Source organism: Bacillus sp. JH7 (assembly GCF_001563515.1).
Lineage (GTDB): Bacteria > Bacillota > Bacilli > Bacillales > Bacillaceae_G > Bacillus_A > Bacillus_A cereus.
Genome location: NZ_LPUS01000022.1, coordinates 42,625 through 59,265 on the forward strand (window position 1 = coordinate 42,625; position 16,641 = coordinate 59,265).

Sequence of the window (16,641 nt, forward strand, 5' to 3'; positions counted from 1 at the left end):
TTTGTTATTTTTCATAAAAAAATCCAACTAACATAGGCTAGTTGGATTTTTTTATTTTTAATTAGAACGCTCTTCAAGCCAATTTCCAATCGTCGGATATGTTTGTTTTACAGCTGTTCCACCGTAAACGATAGACATATGCCCTGTTGGTAAACATACATATTGTTTATCTGTGCTAGAAATATGGTCTAGTAATGCTTCTACTTGACATGGCAAAGCGATATGATCACGTTTCCCGGAAATATTTAAGACATTCGCCTTAATATTTGCAAGGTCTACCTTTTGTCCGCGAATAACGAGTTCACCCTTAACCAACTTATTATTTTGATAAAAATCACGAATCCACTGTCTGTATGATTCACCTGGGAACGGAATACCATCACCAACCCACTTTTGAACCAATCTCCAGCTTTCGACGAAGCGCTCATTCTCTGAACGATCTACTAAAGCAACATATGGACCAACAAAGTTCGTAATTGGCTTTAACATTTTGTTTCCGAAATCAATCATTTCTGGCGGAATATTTCCAAATGTATCAACCGCTTTATCTAAATTGAAGTATTTCTCATCTAATAAAGGGCCATACAATCCTGTTTCAGAGAAATCAAAAGGACTTGTCATGAAAATTAAATTACGAATTGGCATGTGCGGATGAAGTGCTGCATAAATAGAAGTTAGCGTTCCACCCATGCAATAACCAAGTAAAGAAATCTCGTCCGATTTTGCAGTTCGCATTACTTTTTTTACTGCTTTTGCAATATAATCAAACACAAAATCATCAAATTTCAAATGACTATCTTCTAAACCAAATGTGCCCCAATCAAGCATATACACATCAAAACCACGATCCACTAGATATTCCACTAAACTATTTCCAGGAGTTAAATCCATAATATATGGTTTATTAATAAGAGCATATATTAACAGAATTGGAACTCTTTGTGTTTTTTCTTGTTTTGGAATGTAGCGATAAAGCTTCGTCTTATTCTTCGTCCAAATAACCTCTTTCGGCGTTAACCCTACTTGCGGCTCTGGTTCACGTAATAAAATTTCACTCGCCCTTTTCACTCGGCGGTATGCTTTTCGGTACTCTTCTGGGTATAGCTCTAATTGCTTTTCCCATTCTGTTGCGAATGTAGTCATTTTTCTATCTCCTTTTTGGTCGATTTCCTTCTTAAAAAAAGAAGTGCATTCCTGCTATGGATATGCACTTTTTTCTTACTTCATTACATATATAATCCGCCGTTAATGTTTAATTGTTGACCTGTGATATACGCACCGTCACGGCATAGGTATACTACACCTTTTGCAATTTCATCGGCTTGACCAAAACGTTTTTTCGGGATTTTTGCAACGATTTTTTGACGTACTTCTTCTGGTACTTCTGCTACCATTTCAGTATCAATAAATCCTGGGCAAATAGCGTTTACAGTGACATTTGTTTTTGCAAGTTCTAACGCTAATGATTTTGTAAATCCTAACATACCCGCTTTTGCTGCTGAGTAGTTTGTTTGGCCAAATCCACCTGCTTGACCAATAATAGAAGAAATGCTAATAATTCTTCCTTCTTCCGCTTCTGTTATGTATGGAAGAACAGCGCTTGTCGTATTAAATACGCTACTTAAATTCACGTCAATTACGCGCTCCCAATCTTCACGATTTAACTTTTTGAATGTACGATCTCTTGTAATACCAGCATTATTAACAAGAATATCAACTTTACCAAAATGATTCACAGCTTCTTCTACAAGTCGGTTTGCATCTTCTACTTTAGAAACATCCGCTTGCACTGCATAAACATCATGTCCGTCTTTTCCTAATTCATTTACTAAATTTTCAGCTGCTTCTTTACTGCTATTATAGTTAATAACTACTTTTGCTCCCTCTTGTGCTAATGCTACTGTAATTGCTTTTCCAATTCCTTTTGCTCCACCTGTTACGATTGCTACTTTTCCATTTAATTGAACCATTTCTTTTCCCCCTTAAATGAATTTGTGAACGATTGTTATGAATCATTTTGGTACTCATACTATAGAGTCCATATATAATTATGTTTCGCTGTTTATACGTGAAAAGAGATTCTCCCTCTCTCTTTTATCTGTTATAAACAAGCGCTTTTATCATTTTTTATTTTCTGGCTTATTCGCAGGCTTTACCTCTTCTTTTACAGGTACTTGTAGTTTAGCTAGTACTGCATTTTGCTTTTCTAGCAATTCTAAAATTTGATCTACTTTTGTTTCAAGCGTACGAATATCTTGTTTCACTTTCGTCACATCACGCTTTAATGTAGGAGCTTGTCCTAAAGAATCGACTTTCTCCTCTAGAAACTCCTCAATGTTATCTACTTTATTTTCTAAGTTAATAACTAGCGTAGCTACTCTTGCGATATCCTCTTTCGTCGGCACATTTACTTGTTCTAAATAGTTTTTTGTCGTATCATTTAATGCTTTTTGATAAAACAAATTCAAATCTAGAACGCTGCCCATCCAAGCAGAATATTCTTCTGTTTTAATTGTTTCATTGAGCGCTTTTCCCCAAAATGTTTCGGTTTGTTCATAAGCATTTTTCCATGCTTGTAGTGGATCGAATTTTTGATCAATCACTTTACCTACACTCCCTTTTTCGTTTTTGAAACAATTCAACCTATTCACTATTTTCTAATATTCTGAATAAAACTTCAAGTCTATATTTTATTTTTTTCTATTTTCTAACAAATGTGTTGACTTTAAAAACAGATAGGTGTAAATTGCACTTATAAGCAAAAAATTCCATCTAACTGATTCATGAGGTGATGCACAATCATGCTACAAAATGAACCAGAACAACGCGAAAGTTTGGAGAGCAACCAAGCGAAGCAACCAAACTCCATGCCAAAAAACTTCTTAGTTCCCTTCTTACTTCTCTGTCTAAAAGACTGGAGTCTTCATGGTTACAAACTTATTCAAATGCTAATGGATATCGGCTTTTCTTCTGTTGACCAAGGTAATGTTTATAGAACACTACGCAAATTAGAAAAAGAAAACCTTATTTCTTCTACTTGGGATACAAGCGATGGAGGGCCGGCAAAAAGAATTTATTCTTTAACTGAATATGGAGAGCAATATTTAACAACATGTGCGACTTCTTTTGAACATTATCAAAATATGTTGCGAACGTTTTTCACGTTATACACCAATGCATTCTTTCCATTTTCTACTTCTCCAGAAAAGGATGAAAAGGATTCTTCATCTTCACCTGGTGGTACAGCAGAGTAATCTGCGTTCACAATATGCAAAAAAACATTTGGGGGTCAAACAATGGAAACTAAACCATACGAATTAGTCGATGCATTTTGGAAAAACTGGTCTCAATCACTTTCCCTTTTCTCTTCAGCTGGGAAACAATTAGAGCAGCTTACTTTAGAAACATTAAAACAACAACAAGACGCTTTGCATAAATTAACATCAGGAGTAGATGAACTAGAAAAAGAACTACAACAACTCACTGCTCAGTTCAACAACCAATATACAGATTACGTGAAACAATTAACTGGAAACTCCTTAAATGATCAAATTAACGAGTGGCAGGACAAATGGAAGGAACTTTCTGCTCATATGCATCAACTTACTGTTTCTCCTACAAAAACATCTTTGTCAATTCTTACACAAACAAGCGGTCAATTTGAAGAAACAACAAAACAATTTATTGAGCAACAACAATTACAACGTGAAGAGGCTCAAAAACAGTTAGAGGGTTTTTTGGAAGAGTTCAAGTCAAAACAGTTGGAACTCGCAAAAAAGTTCGAGGAAAACTCAAAAAATCTATTTACTTCCATCAAGTAAGAAAAATGTGGGAGCTAACTGCAGCACAAACAAAACTCTTTCTTCCTCCTACTACATCAAGATGGCTGGCATTTTTCGATATGGAAAAGAAGGAGGACAAAATGAATCCATTCCAAGAAGCACAAACCGTCCCGGAGCTTCGTTATGATGAGATTCAAGTCGGTGATCAAGCATCCCTTACAAAAACAATTACAGATGAAGATGTTATCAATTTTGCAAAATTGACTGGGGATGTGAATCCTATTCACATTTTAGACTCTTTTGCAAAAACGACAATGTTTAAAGAACGCATTGCCCATGGTATGCTCGTTTCGAGTTTTATTTCTACCATCCTTGGAACGAAACTCCCAGGCAAAAATACAATTTATTTATCCCAAAATGTTTCATTCCGTGCCCCTGTCAAAATCGGTGATACACTTCGCGTTGTGGCAGAGGTTATTAAGAAGCGTGACGATAAAAAAATCATTACGTTGCAAACAAATATATATAATCAATCGGATGATATTGTCGTGGAAGGTACAGCGACAATACTAAAAAAAGAGTAGCAAATTTGCTACTCTTTTTTCTATCCAATAACTTCTAATCACACCGATTACTTCCGCGTATGAGCACGCCGGTTCCACATAAAATAACAGTACCAATTCAGATAAGTACTTATCTGGACTGGATTACTCATAAGGATGTGTATCATCATGGCAAAAACAAACAAATTACTAGTTCCAGGTGCTGAACAAGCACTTGATCAATTTAAATATGAAATTGCACAAGAATTCGGCGTAAGCTTAGGGTCTAATACAGCATCTCGTTCTAACGGATCAGTTGGCGGTGAAGTAACAAAACGTCTTGTTTCTTTAGCTCAACAACAATTACGCGGATAATAATATAACATATGGCTTAGAGGCAGATATTCTCTGCCTCTTTCTATTTTTCACATACATAATCGGACTTTTTCACATACTAGTAAGAGCAAACAGAAAGGAACGATATATAACATGAAACGGATTAACATTCGTATGAGTCCTCCCCGCGTTCTTACTTTGTCTTTTATCATGTTATCAATTATAGGTACATGCTTATTAAAGCTTCCAATCGCTACAACAACGTCTATTTCATGGCTCGATGCTTTATTTACAACAGTTTCTGCCTGTACGGTTACAGGGCTTGGTGTTGTGGACACTGGAAAAGTATTTACTTTGTTTGGACAATGTATCATTTTAACGCTTATACAAGTTGGCGGACTTGGTATTATGAGCTTTGCTGTCTTAATTGCGATTATGCTCGGCAGAAAAATCGGTCTTCAAAACCGTATTTTATTACAACAAGCATTAAATCAAACGAATATAGGCGGCGTCATCCGTCTTGCCAAAGCATTATTTTTATTCTCTTTTACAGTCGAATGTATCGCTACTTTAATTCTTTCTTTTGAGTGGGTACCAAAATACGGGGTTACCAAAGGGATCTATTATAGTTTTTTCCATTCAATCTCAGCCTTTAACAATGCTGGTTTTTCTGTGTGGAGCGATAATTTAATGTCCCATTCTCATAGCATTATTGTCAATTTCGTCATTTCCTCTCTCATCATTTTAGGTGGAATTGGTTTTACAGTGATCGTAGACATAAAAAGAAAGAAAAACTTTAAAAACCTTACACTACATTCAAAACTTATGCTCTCTTCTACTCTAATCATCAACATTATTGCTACCCTTTTTATTTTTATATTCGAGTTCCATAACTCTCTTTCTATGAGAGGTTTTACCCCATTTGAAGAAGGAATGGCCTCTTATTTCCAAGCAATTTCAACGCGAACTGCCGGGTTTAATACAGTTGATATTTCTACATTGTCAAAACCTTCCCTGCTATTAATGATGCTACTTATGTTTATTGGTGCTGGTAGTGCTTCAACGGGTGGGGGGATTAAGTTAACAACATTTTTAATCATATTTTTTGGTGTATTTAAATTTTTACAAGAACAAGAAGATATTGTCGTATTTAAAAAATCCATTAAAGATACTCTCATTGTCAAATCATTAACCATTACTATTATTTCTATTTCATTTATCTTTTTTGCTATTTTAATTTTGAGTATTACTGAACGAGTTCCTCTATTGATGAGTGCTTTCGAAGTATTTTCAGCATTTGGGACTGTTGGCCTCAGTATGAACTTAACACCCCACTTAACTATAATTGGAAAAGCGATTATTATTTTTATGATGTTTTTTGGGAAAATGGGTCCTTTAACATTGGCATTTTCATTTGCTCGTAAAAAGAACCGAAAAATAAAATATCCGAATGAAGATATTTTAACAGGTTGACAACCGTATAAATTATCCATATAATGAGAATACAATAACATATCTCCAAAGGGGAGTAGCGTCCAAGAATATATCTTGGAAACAAAGTCGTCATTACGTAGAACTTAGTTCTTCCGGCTTTGTTGGCATTTTTATTACATATGTCTAGCAAGACCTTTGCCTATTAACGGCAGAGGTCTTTTTTGCATTCATTTCCAGATTCTTCCAAAGTTAATAGGCAGGAGTATGGGGAAACTAAATAGTGGGGAAATTCTTCACTTATTTAGAAGTTATAGAGATGAGAGGAGAATGTACATGGATGTATCATTATTATTGGAGTATGGTTGGGTATTACTCATCCTAATTGCACTTGAAGGGATTTTAGCGGCTGATAACGCTCTTGTTCTTGCAATTATGGTAAAACATTTACCAGAAGAAAAACGAAAGAAAGCACTATTTTACGGATTAGCGGGGGCATTCGTTTTCCGATTTGGATCGTTATTTATGATTTCGTTCTTAGTCGATGTATGGCAAGTGCAAGCAATCGGTGCCATCTACCTTATGTTTATCGCTGGTAATCACTTATTTAAAACATATGTTAAAAAGAATACAGATGAAGAAACAGAAGAAAAAGAAGCAAAGAAAAAACAAGAGAACTTTTGGTGGACTGTATTTAAAGTTGAGGTTGCTGATATCGCCTTCGCAGTTGATTCAATTTTAGCTGCTGTTGCACTAGCAATGACTTTACCAAAAACAGGACTAGGTACAATTGGTAGTCTTGATACTGGGCAATTCGTTGTTATCTTTGTAGGTGGACTTATCGGATTAATCATTATGCGATTTGCAGCAACTGCTTTCGTACAAATCTTAAAACGTAAACCAGGGCTTGAAACTGCAGCATTCTTAATTGTAGGTTGGGTTGGTGTGAAGCTAGCAGTTTATACATTAGCACATCCTGCATTAAATGTAATTCCACATTCATTCCCAGAATCTACTCCGTGGAAGCTTACATTCTGGATTGTATTAGTCGGAATCGCAGTTGGTGGTTGGTTCTTCTCAAAAGAAGTAGAAGTAAAAGTGGAAAAGAATTTAGACGAAAAAGCGCTGTAATTACAGCGCTTTTTCTTTTTCCTTTCTTCCTCGCAATGTCCAGAAAAAATTCCATTATACTACCTTTTGTAAACGTTTTCTTAATGTATGTATGTCCTTTTTGTGAAACATTGCACAAACTTATTGAAAGTAAGAACAATTCCATGTACTTTATTCATATAAGGAGTATTTATAGAAGATTTACTAAAGGAGCGTATTACTCATGCTAGAACAAGGACTAGATTATGTTGTCAAACTGGCTAAAAGCAAAAAGAAAATACTAGATACAAACCCAATGCAATATTTCATTCGTGCTGCACTTGCTGGTATTTATATCGGTTTTATTATTGTACTATGTTTTAAATTAGGTAACTTTTTTCACATTGCAGATTCACCAGCAACTTATTTAGCCGCTTCTATGTTTTTCGGGATTGCTCTCGTACTTATTATATATGGCGGTGCTGAATTGTTTACTGGGAACACAATGTACTTTACTGTCGCAACTTTAAGAAAAGAAACAACGATTTCTGATACACTTCGTAACTGGGTTGCTTGTTATGCAGGTAACTTAGCCGGCGCATTATTCTTTGCCTTACTATTTTACGCAACTGGAATTTTTGAAGCAATTGATCACGGTCACTTAATGAGTAAAGTCGTTGAAGGAAAGATGAATACACCTACGATGCAGTTATTCTTTAAAGCCATTTTATGTAACTGGCTCGTATGTCTTGCTTGCTTCTTACCTTCTCAGGTTAAAGGTGACACAGCAAAAATAATGGTCATGATGCTACTTGTTTTCACATTCTTCTTATCTGGTTACGAACATAGTATTGCAAACTTATCACTCTTTGCTTTATCTTTAGTTTCACCGCATCCTGAGACAATTTCTTTTTCAGGTGCTATTCATAACTTAATTCCTGTTACAATTGGTAACATTATTGGCGGATCAGTATTTGTCGGTATGGTATACCACTACTTAACAAAGAAAACGCCTGAAGTTCAACAGGAAGAAACTGAAATCGCAACAGCTCAACAAGAAGAGATTATTCCTTTACAAGCCCATATGAAACATTAAAAACTCCAAAGTTTTACTTTGGAGTTTTTAGCTTCCCACGTATTTAATAACAAGGTGAGGAGTAATTTCTCCTTCTTCCTTTCCCTTATCCATTCTCTGTTTCATCTTGTACATACCGATGACATCATTCGTATGAAAGCGAATTTCATTTACATATAACCCCTCTGTACAAAAAGCTTCTACAAAATCTAGTCCATTTTTCGCTCCCCATCCCATATTAAAATCAAGAGAAAGAATATTCACATCATAATCCCGAACCATTTGCAAAGCACATTCTACTGTAGTTGCGGGCACATACCCGAACGGGCAACTTCTTTGATCATCCATATATACGTTCATTTTCGATTCCCTCTCTAATTTGAATATGCGGCCAATACATAACATATTGCCCCGAGACTAATAAAAGGACCAAATGGAAGTGGCTTTCGTACTTCTATACGTTTTAATCCGATACCAATCCCGAAAAAACAAAGACTAAAACAAGATGCTAAAAATAAAACGATAAAAACTCCTTTCACTCCTACTATAAATCCAAGTAACGAAAGTAGTTTTATATCTCCTCCGCCAAGCCCTTCTGGATATATCTTTTGCATGCAATATAACAAAATAAATATAACACCACTACCAGCTATACTATCTGTCCAAGTAACTAATTGTACAAAAACACTTTCGAGAGTGAGTAAAAAGGCAAACGAAATTAAAATACAATCAGGAATTAACATATATAAGTAATCTGTAACTGAAATAATAAGAAGCAGCGAAAAAAGGGATAAAATAATAATAAGCTCTCGTTCTATTCCAATCATATACACTGTAAGAAGAAATATACCTCCTGTTATACATTCAAATGCTACATACATAATTGGAATTTTCCTCTTACAATTCGTACAACAGCCTCTTTGTATATAAAATGAAATGATGGGGATTAGTTCTTTTGTCCTTAGCACATATTTGCAATAATCACAATGTGAACGCGGGGTAATAATAGAAGCACCTAATGGAACCCTCATCGCAACTAGCATAAAAAAAGAACCAAACACCATCCCTGCTAACAGTGCATATAAATAAGTGAACATCCCTTCCTCTCCTTTCCCAAAAAACATAGCAAAAAAAGGAGAGAACTTCTACTTCATATTATCCTTTATTCTACTAAAAAGCAGGCCATTTCCTGGCCTGCTTTCCCCTCTTTTATACGATGAAATAAACTGCTTTTAATGGTCCATGTACTCCGACAACAAGATTCATCTCGATGTCAGCCGAGTTACTTGGCCCTGTAATAAAGTTAATACAAGATGCCGCTGTCTCCCCATTTTCTACGCGTGAGTTCATATCCTGAACTGCTTGTGTAATACGAGGCACAAGTGTTTCACGTGGAATAATAGCAAAATATACAGTCGGTAAAAAGTGTAAAGAACGCCCTTGACCTTTATGACTTTGTACAACAATTGTACCCGATTCAGCTAATGTATAATCACTAAATGCAATACCAATATTCGCTTTTTCAGCTAAACGCATATTTTCGTCTTTTCTCTCTGGATCCCATACATTTACTTCAACATCTCGTTTTGGAAGTTCTTCTTTAAATAAAGATGTTAAACCATATGCATCAAAACGCGCATCTGCTGATAATAAAATAGGTCCCCCGCCGTTTTCCATGATTACTTTTTGAAGGTCTTCACCTAAACGGTCGTTTGTCGTTTCTACTACAGTTGTATGAATGTTTGTACATTGCTCTTTAAACACTTCTAGTAATTCTTCTTGTGAATAATCTTTTAACGTTTCTATATTCACATTACTTTTCCATACTGGACGCTCTACACCTTCTGTTTTACGCGTGCGCCCAAGTTCTTTTGCAATGTTATCTAGAAAGGCATCACGGTTTTGAATTAATCCTGTCATTATTTATCCCCGCCTTTCTTATGATCTTTATACCAATCACGGAATCGTTCTTTACTTGGAGCTGGGAATTCACGAATATCCGTCCAGTTTTTAAGTGGTCCAACACCTTTTGATACACGATTACCAGATGTAAATGGACTCATTGCCGCTGGTGCCATTTTTGAACCCATTTTATATAAAGCAGCTGAAGAAGCACCCATACTAAACATTTTCATAGCCAGTTTTTCTGCAAGTGGTGCACGACCTTCTTGCTCAACGATGACTTGACGATGTTTTAATAATAAATCATGCAATGGAATTTTTACTGGACAAGCTTCTGTACATGCTCCGCATAAACTAGATGCATAAGGAAGCTCTTTGTAATCATCATATCCACCTAGAAGCGGTGTTAATACCGCACCGATTGGTCCTGAGTAAATCGATCCATATGAATGTCCACCAACGTGACGATATACAGGACATACATTAACACAAGCAGCGCAACGAATACATTGTAATACTGAACGGAATTCAGATCCAAGAATTTGAGAGCGACCATTATCAACAACAACTAAATGAAATTCTTCAGGTCCATCAACTTCCTCTTCTTGAATTGGCCCCGCTACTGTTACATAACTTGTTAATTTTTGACCTACTGCACTACGACATAGTAAACCAACTAAAACATCTAATTCTTCCATTGTCGGAACCATACGTTCCATACCCATTACCGCTATTTGTGTTTTAGGAATTGACATAACAAGATCTGCATTACCTTCATTCGTTACTAAACAAAGAGAGCCAGTATTTGCAACAGCAAAGTTACAACCAGTTACACCAATTTCTGCATCCATAAATTTCTCACGAAGTTGTTTACGAACAAACTTTGTCATTTCATACGGGTCATCAGAATTTTCATAGCCTAGCTTTTCTTTAAATACATCGCGAATTTGCGTTCTATTTTTATGAAGTGCAGGTGCAATAATATGTGAAGGTGGATCGTTATCTACTTGCAAGATATATTCTCCTAAGTCACTCTCTAACACTTCACAGCCAATCTCTTCAAGCGCATGGTTCATACTGATTTCTTCTGTTACCATCGACTTTGATTTTACTATCTTTTTTGCCTGCTTCTTTTTTGCAACGTCTTGAATATACTTTGCTGCTTCCTCTTTCGTTTTCGCAAAGTACACGTGTCCGCCTCTTTTTGATACATTTTCACTTAACTGCATTAAGTAATAATCAAGATTTTCTAACGTATGTTGACGAATTTGTTCACCTAGTTCACGCCACTCTTCCCAGTTTCCTAGTTCATCTGCGGCTTTTAAGCGATTCGTATATAAACGCGTTTGTGCAGAAGATACTGCTCCGCGCATAAACGAATCTTGAATTCCATCACCAACGCGATCATTAAATTTTTTCTCACTGATTTTCATAGACATAGCTTATGTTCCCCCTTCATGAGCGACTATTCAGTACCTCAGCAATATGCATTACTTTTACTTCTTTTCCTAAACGCTCAATACGTCCGCCAATGTTTAACAAACACCCACAATCTGCACCGATTAAATAATCTGCACCTGTTTCCATTACACTATCTACTTTTTCGTCTACCATTTGCTCAGAAATTGGAGTCATCTTAACTGAAAACGTTCCCCCAAACCCGCAACAATTTTGCACATTTGGCAAATCTCTCACAGTTAATCCTTTTACATTTGATAATAAAATTCCTGGTGCTTCTTTTATTCCAAGCATACGTGTCATATGACATGATTTATGAATAGTAGCGACCCCTGGTAAACTTGCACCAACATCAGTAACCTTTAAAACATCCACAATAAACTGTGTAAATTCATAAGTTTTATCAGCAACTTTTTGTGCACGTTTAGCCCACTTTGGATCATCTTTGAAAACATGTGGATACTCATGAAACATTGTCGCACAAGAACCAGATGGCGTAACAATATATTCTGCATCTTCGAAAGTTTCAATCATATGTTTCATTGCTTCTTTTGCTGCTTCTACATGGCCGCTATTATAAGCAGGCTGACCACAACAAACTTGCGCTTCTGGAAATTCAATTTCACAACCTAAACGCTCCAACACTTCAACCGTTGCTTTACCGACATTTGTTTCAAACATATCGACTAAACAAGTAACAAATAAAGTAACTTTCATAACTATTACTCCCCCTTTTTACAACTTCACCAACAAACATATGGTCATCAGATGACTAAGCAGAGAAGAAATAGGCTCAACCATGGCCTATCCTCTCCCTCTTCTAAAGAAAACGCTTACTTAATCTTTCTCTATTTTATCAGAAAATTAAATTTTTAAAAGATTAAATTACGAATTTATATCGTTTTTACCTGTGACAATATGTTCTACATTTGTTAAGTGATCTAGCATTGCTTGCTGCGCTAATTCTACATCTTGTTTTAACACCGCATCATATATAACTTGATGCTCTTCTATAAGTCGTTCTGATGTCGTTTGTTCACCATATAAAATAATGCGTCTTGATTCACCAATCGTTTCAGCAATCATCTCTGAAACATGATTCATGAGTTCAAGCAAAATGCTATTATGCGAAGACTCTGCAATTCCCATATGAAATTGAAAATCGGCTTTTTCGCCAGCCTTTTCATCTCCAATGCTCTTTGCCATTTCATCTAACCAATGTTTCATATTTTGTAAATTATCTTCCGTACGTTTTGCCGCCGCTACTCGAACTGCCCCCACTTCAAGCACCTTTCGTACTTCTAATAAATTCAAAATATCTTCTTTCTTCATTAATAATCTATTGTTTAATGATTTCGTTAATGAAGAAGAATCGAAGTTCTTCACATATGTACCTTCTCCTTGTTTCATCTCAATTAAGCCCATCGCTCTTAGCGCACTTAGCGCTTCACGAACAGCAGATCTGCCAACTTGAAACTGCTCAGCTAATTGATGCACAGGGAGTAGTTTGTCACCAGGTTTTAACGTACCATTTTTAATCATTGTTAAAATAGCTTCAGATACTTCTTCGTAAATTTTTTTCGGTTTAATAGATTTGTACTCCAGTTAAATCACCTCAGTATCTTCCAAACAACAATTGAAACGATTTATAAGAACTTTGCATCATAACTATTTTAGACCGAATTGATAAGAAGTACAAATGTTTTGTTCATAAAATAGTCAAATTTTCGATATTTATTACATATTAATTTATATTTTTACGTATAAAGTGAAACTTTAATCAGTGAGGGTTTTGTTCATCCCCCACTGATTATTAGCCCTCACCAATCGGGCTTTTACGGGCAGCAGTGCCTCCACCTAACTACTTTGCTTCCGCTGAATTTTGAGGTGAGGGTCTTACTGACCGGCGAATAGCGGGATAAATATTTTCTTCAATATAAAGAACATGCCCTAAAAATTAGAACATGCCCCCCTCATCCTGTACATTCAGTTTAATAATAACCGTTGTTCCCTTATCTTTTTCACTTTCAATTTTCCACTGTCCACCATGTATATGAACAATTTGTTTCACAATAGCAAGGCCTAAACCTGTTCCACCATGTTGACGACTTCTCGCTTTATCAACTCTGTAAAAGCGTTCCCCAAGATTCTCCAAATGCTCTATATCAATGCCAATTCCTGTATCTTTTATTTTTAATTCACAGTAATCATCGATTTGCTCTAAAGTTATAACGATATTTCCTTTTTGTTTTGTATATCGTATCGCATTATCTAACACATTATGAAGCACTTGTTGCATACGATCCTCATCAATCATGACAATGACCTCTGGATTTAAATTGGTTGAAATATGAATTTCCTTTTCTATAAACTTAATCTCATACGTATCTAATACGTCTTCAATCAGCTGTGAAAAAACGATAGGTTGCTTCTTTAACGGAAAGTGCTCACCTTCTAATTGTGCTAAGTCTAACAAGTCATGAACGAGACGCTGCATACGACCTGCTTCTTTATGAATTAGCTGCGTTACTTTTTCCTGCTGAGCTCCCTTTGCAACACCATCTAAAATAGCCTCGCTATACCCTTTTATATAACTAAGTGGTGTTCTAAGTTCATGCGAAACATTTGCTAAAAATTCCTTACGCTTTACATCTTCTGTTTCTAATGAATTTGCCATTTTATTAAATGCTTTTCCTAATCGTCCAATTTCATCCTCTGAAGAAACTGTAATCCGCTCCGAAAAATCTCCCGTAGCCAAATGATTTGCAACCCGCTCCATTTGCGAAAGTGGCTTCGTAATTGCAATTATAATTTTTCTTCCAACCCATATCGTAATTAAAATCATAGCAATTGCTAACGGTGCTAAAATAAGACCCATATCATAGATTAAATCTTTTATACTTTTTAAAGGAATATACGAATAGACAATTCCGACTAATTTTTTATTTTCCAATACAGGAATGACAACCCCCATAATATTACGGTCAAAATGTTCTTCATATCCTATTTTTGTCACAGTTTTCCCATCTAATAGCGTTTGCCTATCTCCTTCACTTATAAGAGAATGATGATGCACATCAAAAGGCAAACATGCGCTTAAATCACGCGGATTAGATACGAAAATAACGTCTGAACTAGATATTTGATCAAACGATCTTACTTTCTCTTCAAAAGTTGATATTCCTTCACGCTTATCATATTGAGCAGCAAGATTTTTCCCTTCCATTACTAACGAAGTTTTTAAATTATCAACGTATAACTTTTCATACGAGTATAAAGATACGAAATAAAGAAAGGACACTGTTACACATACTGCACATACTACTGTAAGCCAAAGTTTTTGTACCATCGTAAACATATGTTACACCTCAAATTTATAGCCTACACCCCAAACAGTTTGAATGTAGTTTCCACTTTCTCCAAGCTTCAAGCGCATCGTTTTCACGTGCGTATCTACTGTTCTTGTACTTCCGGCATAATCATATCCCCATACCTTTTCAAGTAATTGCTCCCGGCTAAATACTTGTCCTGTATGCTGACAAAGAAAATATAGTAAATCAAACTCTTTTACAGTAAGAGAAATCGACTCACCATTCGCCTCAATTCGTCTGCTTTTTTCATTGATAAGAATTGGTCCAAATTGAATCTCTTCTTGCTGTTCTTGCTTTGTATATCTTCTTAGTACAGCTTCCATACGGGCAACCAATTCACCAGGACTAAACGGTTTTACAATATAATCGTCTGCTCCCATACGTAAGCCATTCACCCTATTCCACTCTTCACCTTTTGCGGTTAAAAATATAATCGGCACATCTGACGTTTTTCTAATTTCTTTACAAACTGAAAGTCCATCCATTTCTGGCATCATTATATCTAATACAACGAAATCATAATGATCCGTTTCTAGTTTTTTAAGAGCCTCTTTTCCGTTTTCAGCTTCTCCCCACTCATATCCAAAGTTATCCAAATACATTCCAACAAGCTGCCTCATATCACTTTCATCATCTACAACTAGCACTCTATATTTATTCATTGTCCTTCCCTTCCCTCTCTATGAGTTGAAACGGTCCTTTTCCGACTTTAATTGTTTGTTTTATTTTCATACTCTTCATATCCATGACGCACACTTCATCACTATCATAACTTGCTACATATCCTTCTGCTCCGCTTTTCAAAAATGCAAATGGATTTGAGCCTATTTCAACGGAAGCTACCTCTTTATACGTACTAATATCAAATTTTCTAAGCATATTCGAACCGTGGCTTAATGCATATACGTACTTATTATCTTTCGTTATGTTCACAGGCATAAATGGAGCGTGTAAAGAACGTACCATTTCACCGCTCTGTAAAGAATACACTAATACTTTCTCATTCACTTGATTTCCATCACCATGCCCGCCAATCCATATTTCTTTCCCATCAGGACTAATCGTCGCTCCTGTTGATGCTGGCGGAATCATAAAGGATTGAACAACTTCTTTTTTCTTCGTATCAATTGTCTTTAGTTTCGTATCATAAAAGTTTAGTACAGATAACCGATTCTGATACTCTACCATCGTTATAGGCCCTTTTCCTGTTGAAACATTTCCTGTCTCTTTCCCATTTATCGTAAAGAACCTTACCTTTTGAACATTTTGATCAGCAGCAAATAATTGTTTTTTATCTGCTGATACGACCACATTTACAATGCCCTTTCCAGTTTTATATTTTTCCACTTGCCTTCCTTCCGCTAGTGAATATACATACATATATTCTAATTGCTTACCGTATACAAGTATTTCATCGCCATTTGGAAGCAGTGTGATTCCAGCCATTGGCTCATTTAGTTCCCATGTCGTAATTAACTTTTTATCTTTTTTATCAATAAAACTAATACTGCCTTCTTTTATATTCGTAGTTATAATAACATTTTTATCTTTAGCAATTGGTGTATATGAACTTCCTTGACACCCTACTAATAGAAATAAAAAACAGAGAAGAAAAACATACTTTCTCAAAAGATTCCCTCCATCTTCAGATGATT

Annotated in this window: 19 protein-coding genes and 1 riboswitch; of the genes, 7 read left to right on the forward strand and 12 right to left on the reverse strand. The window is 35.8% G+C overall.

Annotation, left to right across the window (positions count from 1 at the left end; genetic code table 11):
• Positions 1 to 57 precede the first annotated feature (57 nt).
• The 3 genes from phaC to phaR all read right to left on the reverse strand — a co-directional run bounded on the left by phaC (position 58) and on the right by phaR (position 2,603).
• Positions 58 to 1,143, reverse strand: a complete 1,086-nt coding sequence (phaC, locus tag AU379_RS20785; RefSeq protein WP_000206336.1) for a class III poly(R)-hydroxyalkanoic acid synthase subunit PhaC — start codon at positions 1,141 to 1,143, stop codon at positions 58 to 60.
• An 83-nt stretch (positions 1,144 to 1,226) separates the two neighbouring features.
• The gene (locus tag AU379_RS20790) at positions 1,227 to 1,970 is read right to left on the reverse strand and encodes an acetoacetyl-CoA reductase (RefSeq protein WP_000250407.1); all 744 of its coding nucleotides are present in this window, start codon (positions 1,968 to 1,970) and stop codon (positions 1,227 to 1,229) included.
• A gap of 150 nt (positions 1,971 to 2,120) precedes the next feature.
• Positions 2,121 to 2,603 (reverse strand): polyhydroxyalkanoic acid synthase subunit PhaR, encoded by a 483-nt coding sequence (gene phaR / locus AU379_RS20795; protein WP_000566942.1) that lies wholly within the window; start codon positions 2,601 to 2,603, stop codon positions 2,121 to 2,123.
• A 198-nt stretch (positions 2,604 to 2,801) separates the two neighbouring features.
• Here phaR and phaQ point away from each other — a divergent pair, with 198 nt between their 5' ends.
• The 7 genes from phaQ (at position 2,802) to AU379_RS20830 (ending at position 8,276) form a co-directional block, all read left to right on the forward strand.
• The gene (phaQ, locus tag AU379_RS20800; protein WP_000939955.1) at positions 2,802 to 3,254 is read left to right on the forward strand and encodes a poly-beta-hydroxybutyrate-responsive repressor; all 453 of its coding nucleotides are present in this window, start codon (positions 2,802 to 2,804) and stop codon (positions 3,252 to 3,254) included.
• Between the two features lie 42 nt (positions 3,255 to 3,296).
• Positions 3,297 to 3,821, forward strand: a complete 525-nt coding sequence (gene phaP, locus AU379_RS20805) for a polyhydroxyalkanoic acid inclusion protein PhaP (protein WP_000448594.1) — start codon at positions 3,297 to 3,299, stop codon at positions 3,819 to 3,821.
• Between the two features lie 101 nt (positions 3,822 to 3,922).
• Positions 3,923 to 4,366: a MaoC family dehydratase gene (locus tag AU379_RS20810; RefSeq protein WP_001067916.1), complete on the forward strand. Its 444-nt coding sequence runs from the start codon at positions 3,923 to 3,925 to the stop codon at positions 4,364 to 4,366.
• Between the two features lie 147 nt (positions 4,367 to 4,513).
• Positions 4,514 to 4,699 carry an alpha/beta-type small acid-soluble spore protein gene (locus AU379_RS20815; RefSeq protein WP_001140707.1) on the forward strand — a complete coding sequence of 62 codons (186 nt, stop codon included), beginning with the start codon at positions 4,514 to 4,516 and terminating at the stop codon, positions 4,697 to 4,699.
• A gap of 114 nt (positions 4,700 to 4,813) precedes the next feature.
• Positions 4,814 to 6,133: a TrkH family potassium uptake protein gene (locus tag AU379_RS20820; RefSeq protein ID WP_000822329.1), complete on the forward strand. Its 1,320-nt coding sequence runs from the start codon at positions 4,814 to 4,816 to the stop codon at positions 6,131 to 6,133.
• Positions 6,134 to 6,171: 38 nt separating this feature from the next.
• Positions 6,172 to 6,345, forward strand: a riboswitch (yybP-ykoY riboswitch).
• A gap of 82 nt (positions 6,346 to 6,427) precedes the next feature.
• A complete protein-coding gene (locus tag AU379_RS20825) occupies positions 6,428 to 7,222 on the forward strand; it encodes a TerC family protein (RefSeq protein ID WP_000383326.1) in 795 nt (264 codons plus the stop codon).
• A 202-nt stretch (positions 7,223 to 7,424) separates the two neighbouring features.
• Positions 7,425 to 8,276: a formate/nitrite transporter family protein gene (locus tag AU379_RS20830; protein ID WP_000893027.1), complete on the forward strand. Its 852-nt coding sequence runs from the start codon at positions 7,425 to 7,427 to the stop codon at positions 8,274 to 8,276.
• A 27-nt stretch (positions 8,277 to 8,303) separates the two neighbouring features.
• On the opposite strand, the gene AU379_RS20835 is transcribed toward AU379_RS20830, so the two are convergent.
• The 9 genes from AU379_RS20835 to AU379_RS20875 all read right to left on the reverse strand — a co-directional run bounded on the left by AU379_RS20835 (position 8,304) and on the right by AU379_RS20875 (position 16,615).
• A complete protein-coding gene (locus AU379_RS20835; RefSeq protein WP_001103763.1) occupies positions 8,304 to 8,615 on the reverse strand; it encodes a cyclic-phosphate processing receiver domain-containing protein in 312 nt (103 codons plus the stop codon).
• 14 nt (positions 8,616 to 8,629) lie between these two features.
• The gene (locus tag AU379_RS20840; RefSeq protein WP_000495717.1) at positions 8,630 to 9,352 is read right to left on the reverse strand and encodes an A24 family peptidase; all 723 of its coding nucleotides are present in this window, start codon (positions 9,350 to 9,352) and stop codon (positions 8,630 to 8,632) included.
• 112 nt (positions 9,353 to 9,464) lie between these two features.
• The gene (locus AU379_RS20845) at positions 9,465 to 10,175 is read right to left on the reverse strand and encodes a lactate utilization protein C (RefSeq protein ID WP_061139680.1); all 711 of its coding nucleotides are present in this window, start codon (positions 10,173 to 10,175) and stop codon (positions 9,465 to 9,467) included.
• A complete protein-coding gene (locus AU379_RS20850) occupies positions 10,175 to 11,596 on the reverse strand; it encodes a LutB/LldF family L-lactate oxidation iron-sulfur protein (protein WP_000061922.1) in 1,422 nt (473 codons plus the stop codon). Before AU379_RS20850 ends, AU379_RS20845 begins: the two co-directional genes overlap by 1 nt.
• A gap of 16 nt (positions 11,597 to 11,612) precedes the next feature.
• Positions 11,613 to 12,332 carry a (Fe-S)-binding protein gene (locus AU379_RS20855; protein WP_000869150.1) on the reverse strand — a complete coding sequence of 240 codons (720 nt, stop codon included), beginning with the start codon at positions 12,330 to 12,332 and terminating at the stop codon, positions 11,613 to 11,615.
• Positions 12,333 to 12,500: 168 nt separating this feature from the next.
• Positions 12,501 to 13,190, reverse strand: coding sequence for a FadR/GntR family transcriptional regulator (locus AU379_RS20860; RefSeq protein WP_254904472.1), 690 nt, complete (start codon positions 13,188 to 13,190; stop codon positions 12,501 to 12,503).
• A 382-nt stretch (positions 13,191 to 13,572) separates the two neighbouring features.
• A complete protein-coding gene (locus tag AU379_RS20865) occupies positions 13,573 to 14,973 on the reverse strand; it encodes an ATP-binding protein (protein ID WP_061139681.1) in 1,401 nt (466 codons plus the stop codon).
• Between the two features lie 3 nt (positions 14,974 to 14,976).
• Positions 14,977 to 15,648, reverse strand: a complete 672-nt coding sequence (locus AU379_RS20870) for a response regulator transcription factor (RefSeq protein ID WP_001046400.1) — start codon at positions 15,646 to 15,648, stop codon at positions 14,977 to 14,979.
• Positions 15,641 to 16,615 (reverse strand): hypothetical protein, encoded by a 975-nt coding sequence (locus AU379_RS20875; RefSeq protein WP_001234144.1) that lies wholly within the window; start codon positions 16,613 to 16,615, stop codon positions 15,641 to 15,643. Before AU379_RS20875 ends, AU379_RS20870 begins: the two co-directional genes overlap by 8 nt.
• Between the last annotated feature and the right edge of the window lie 26 nt (positions 16,616 to 16,641).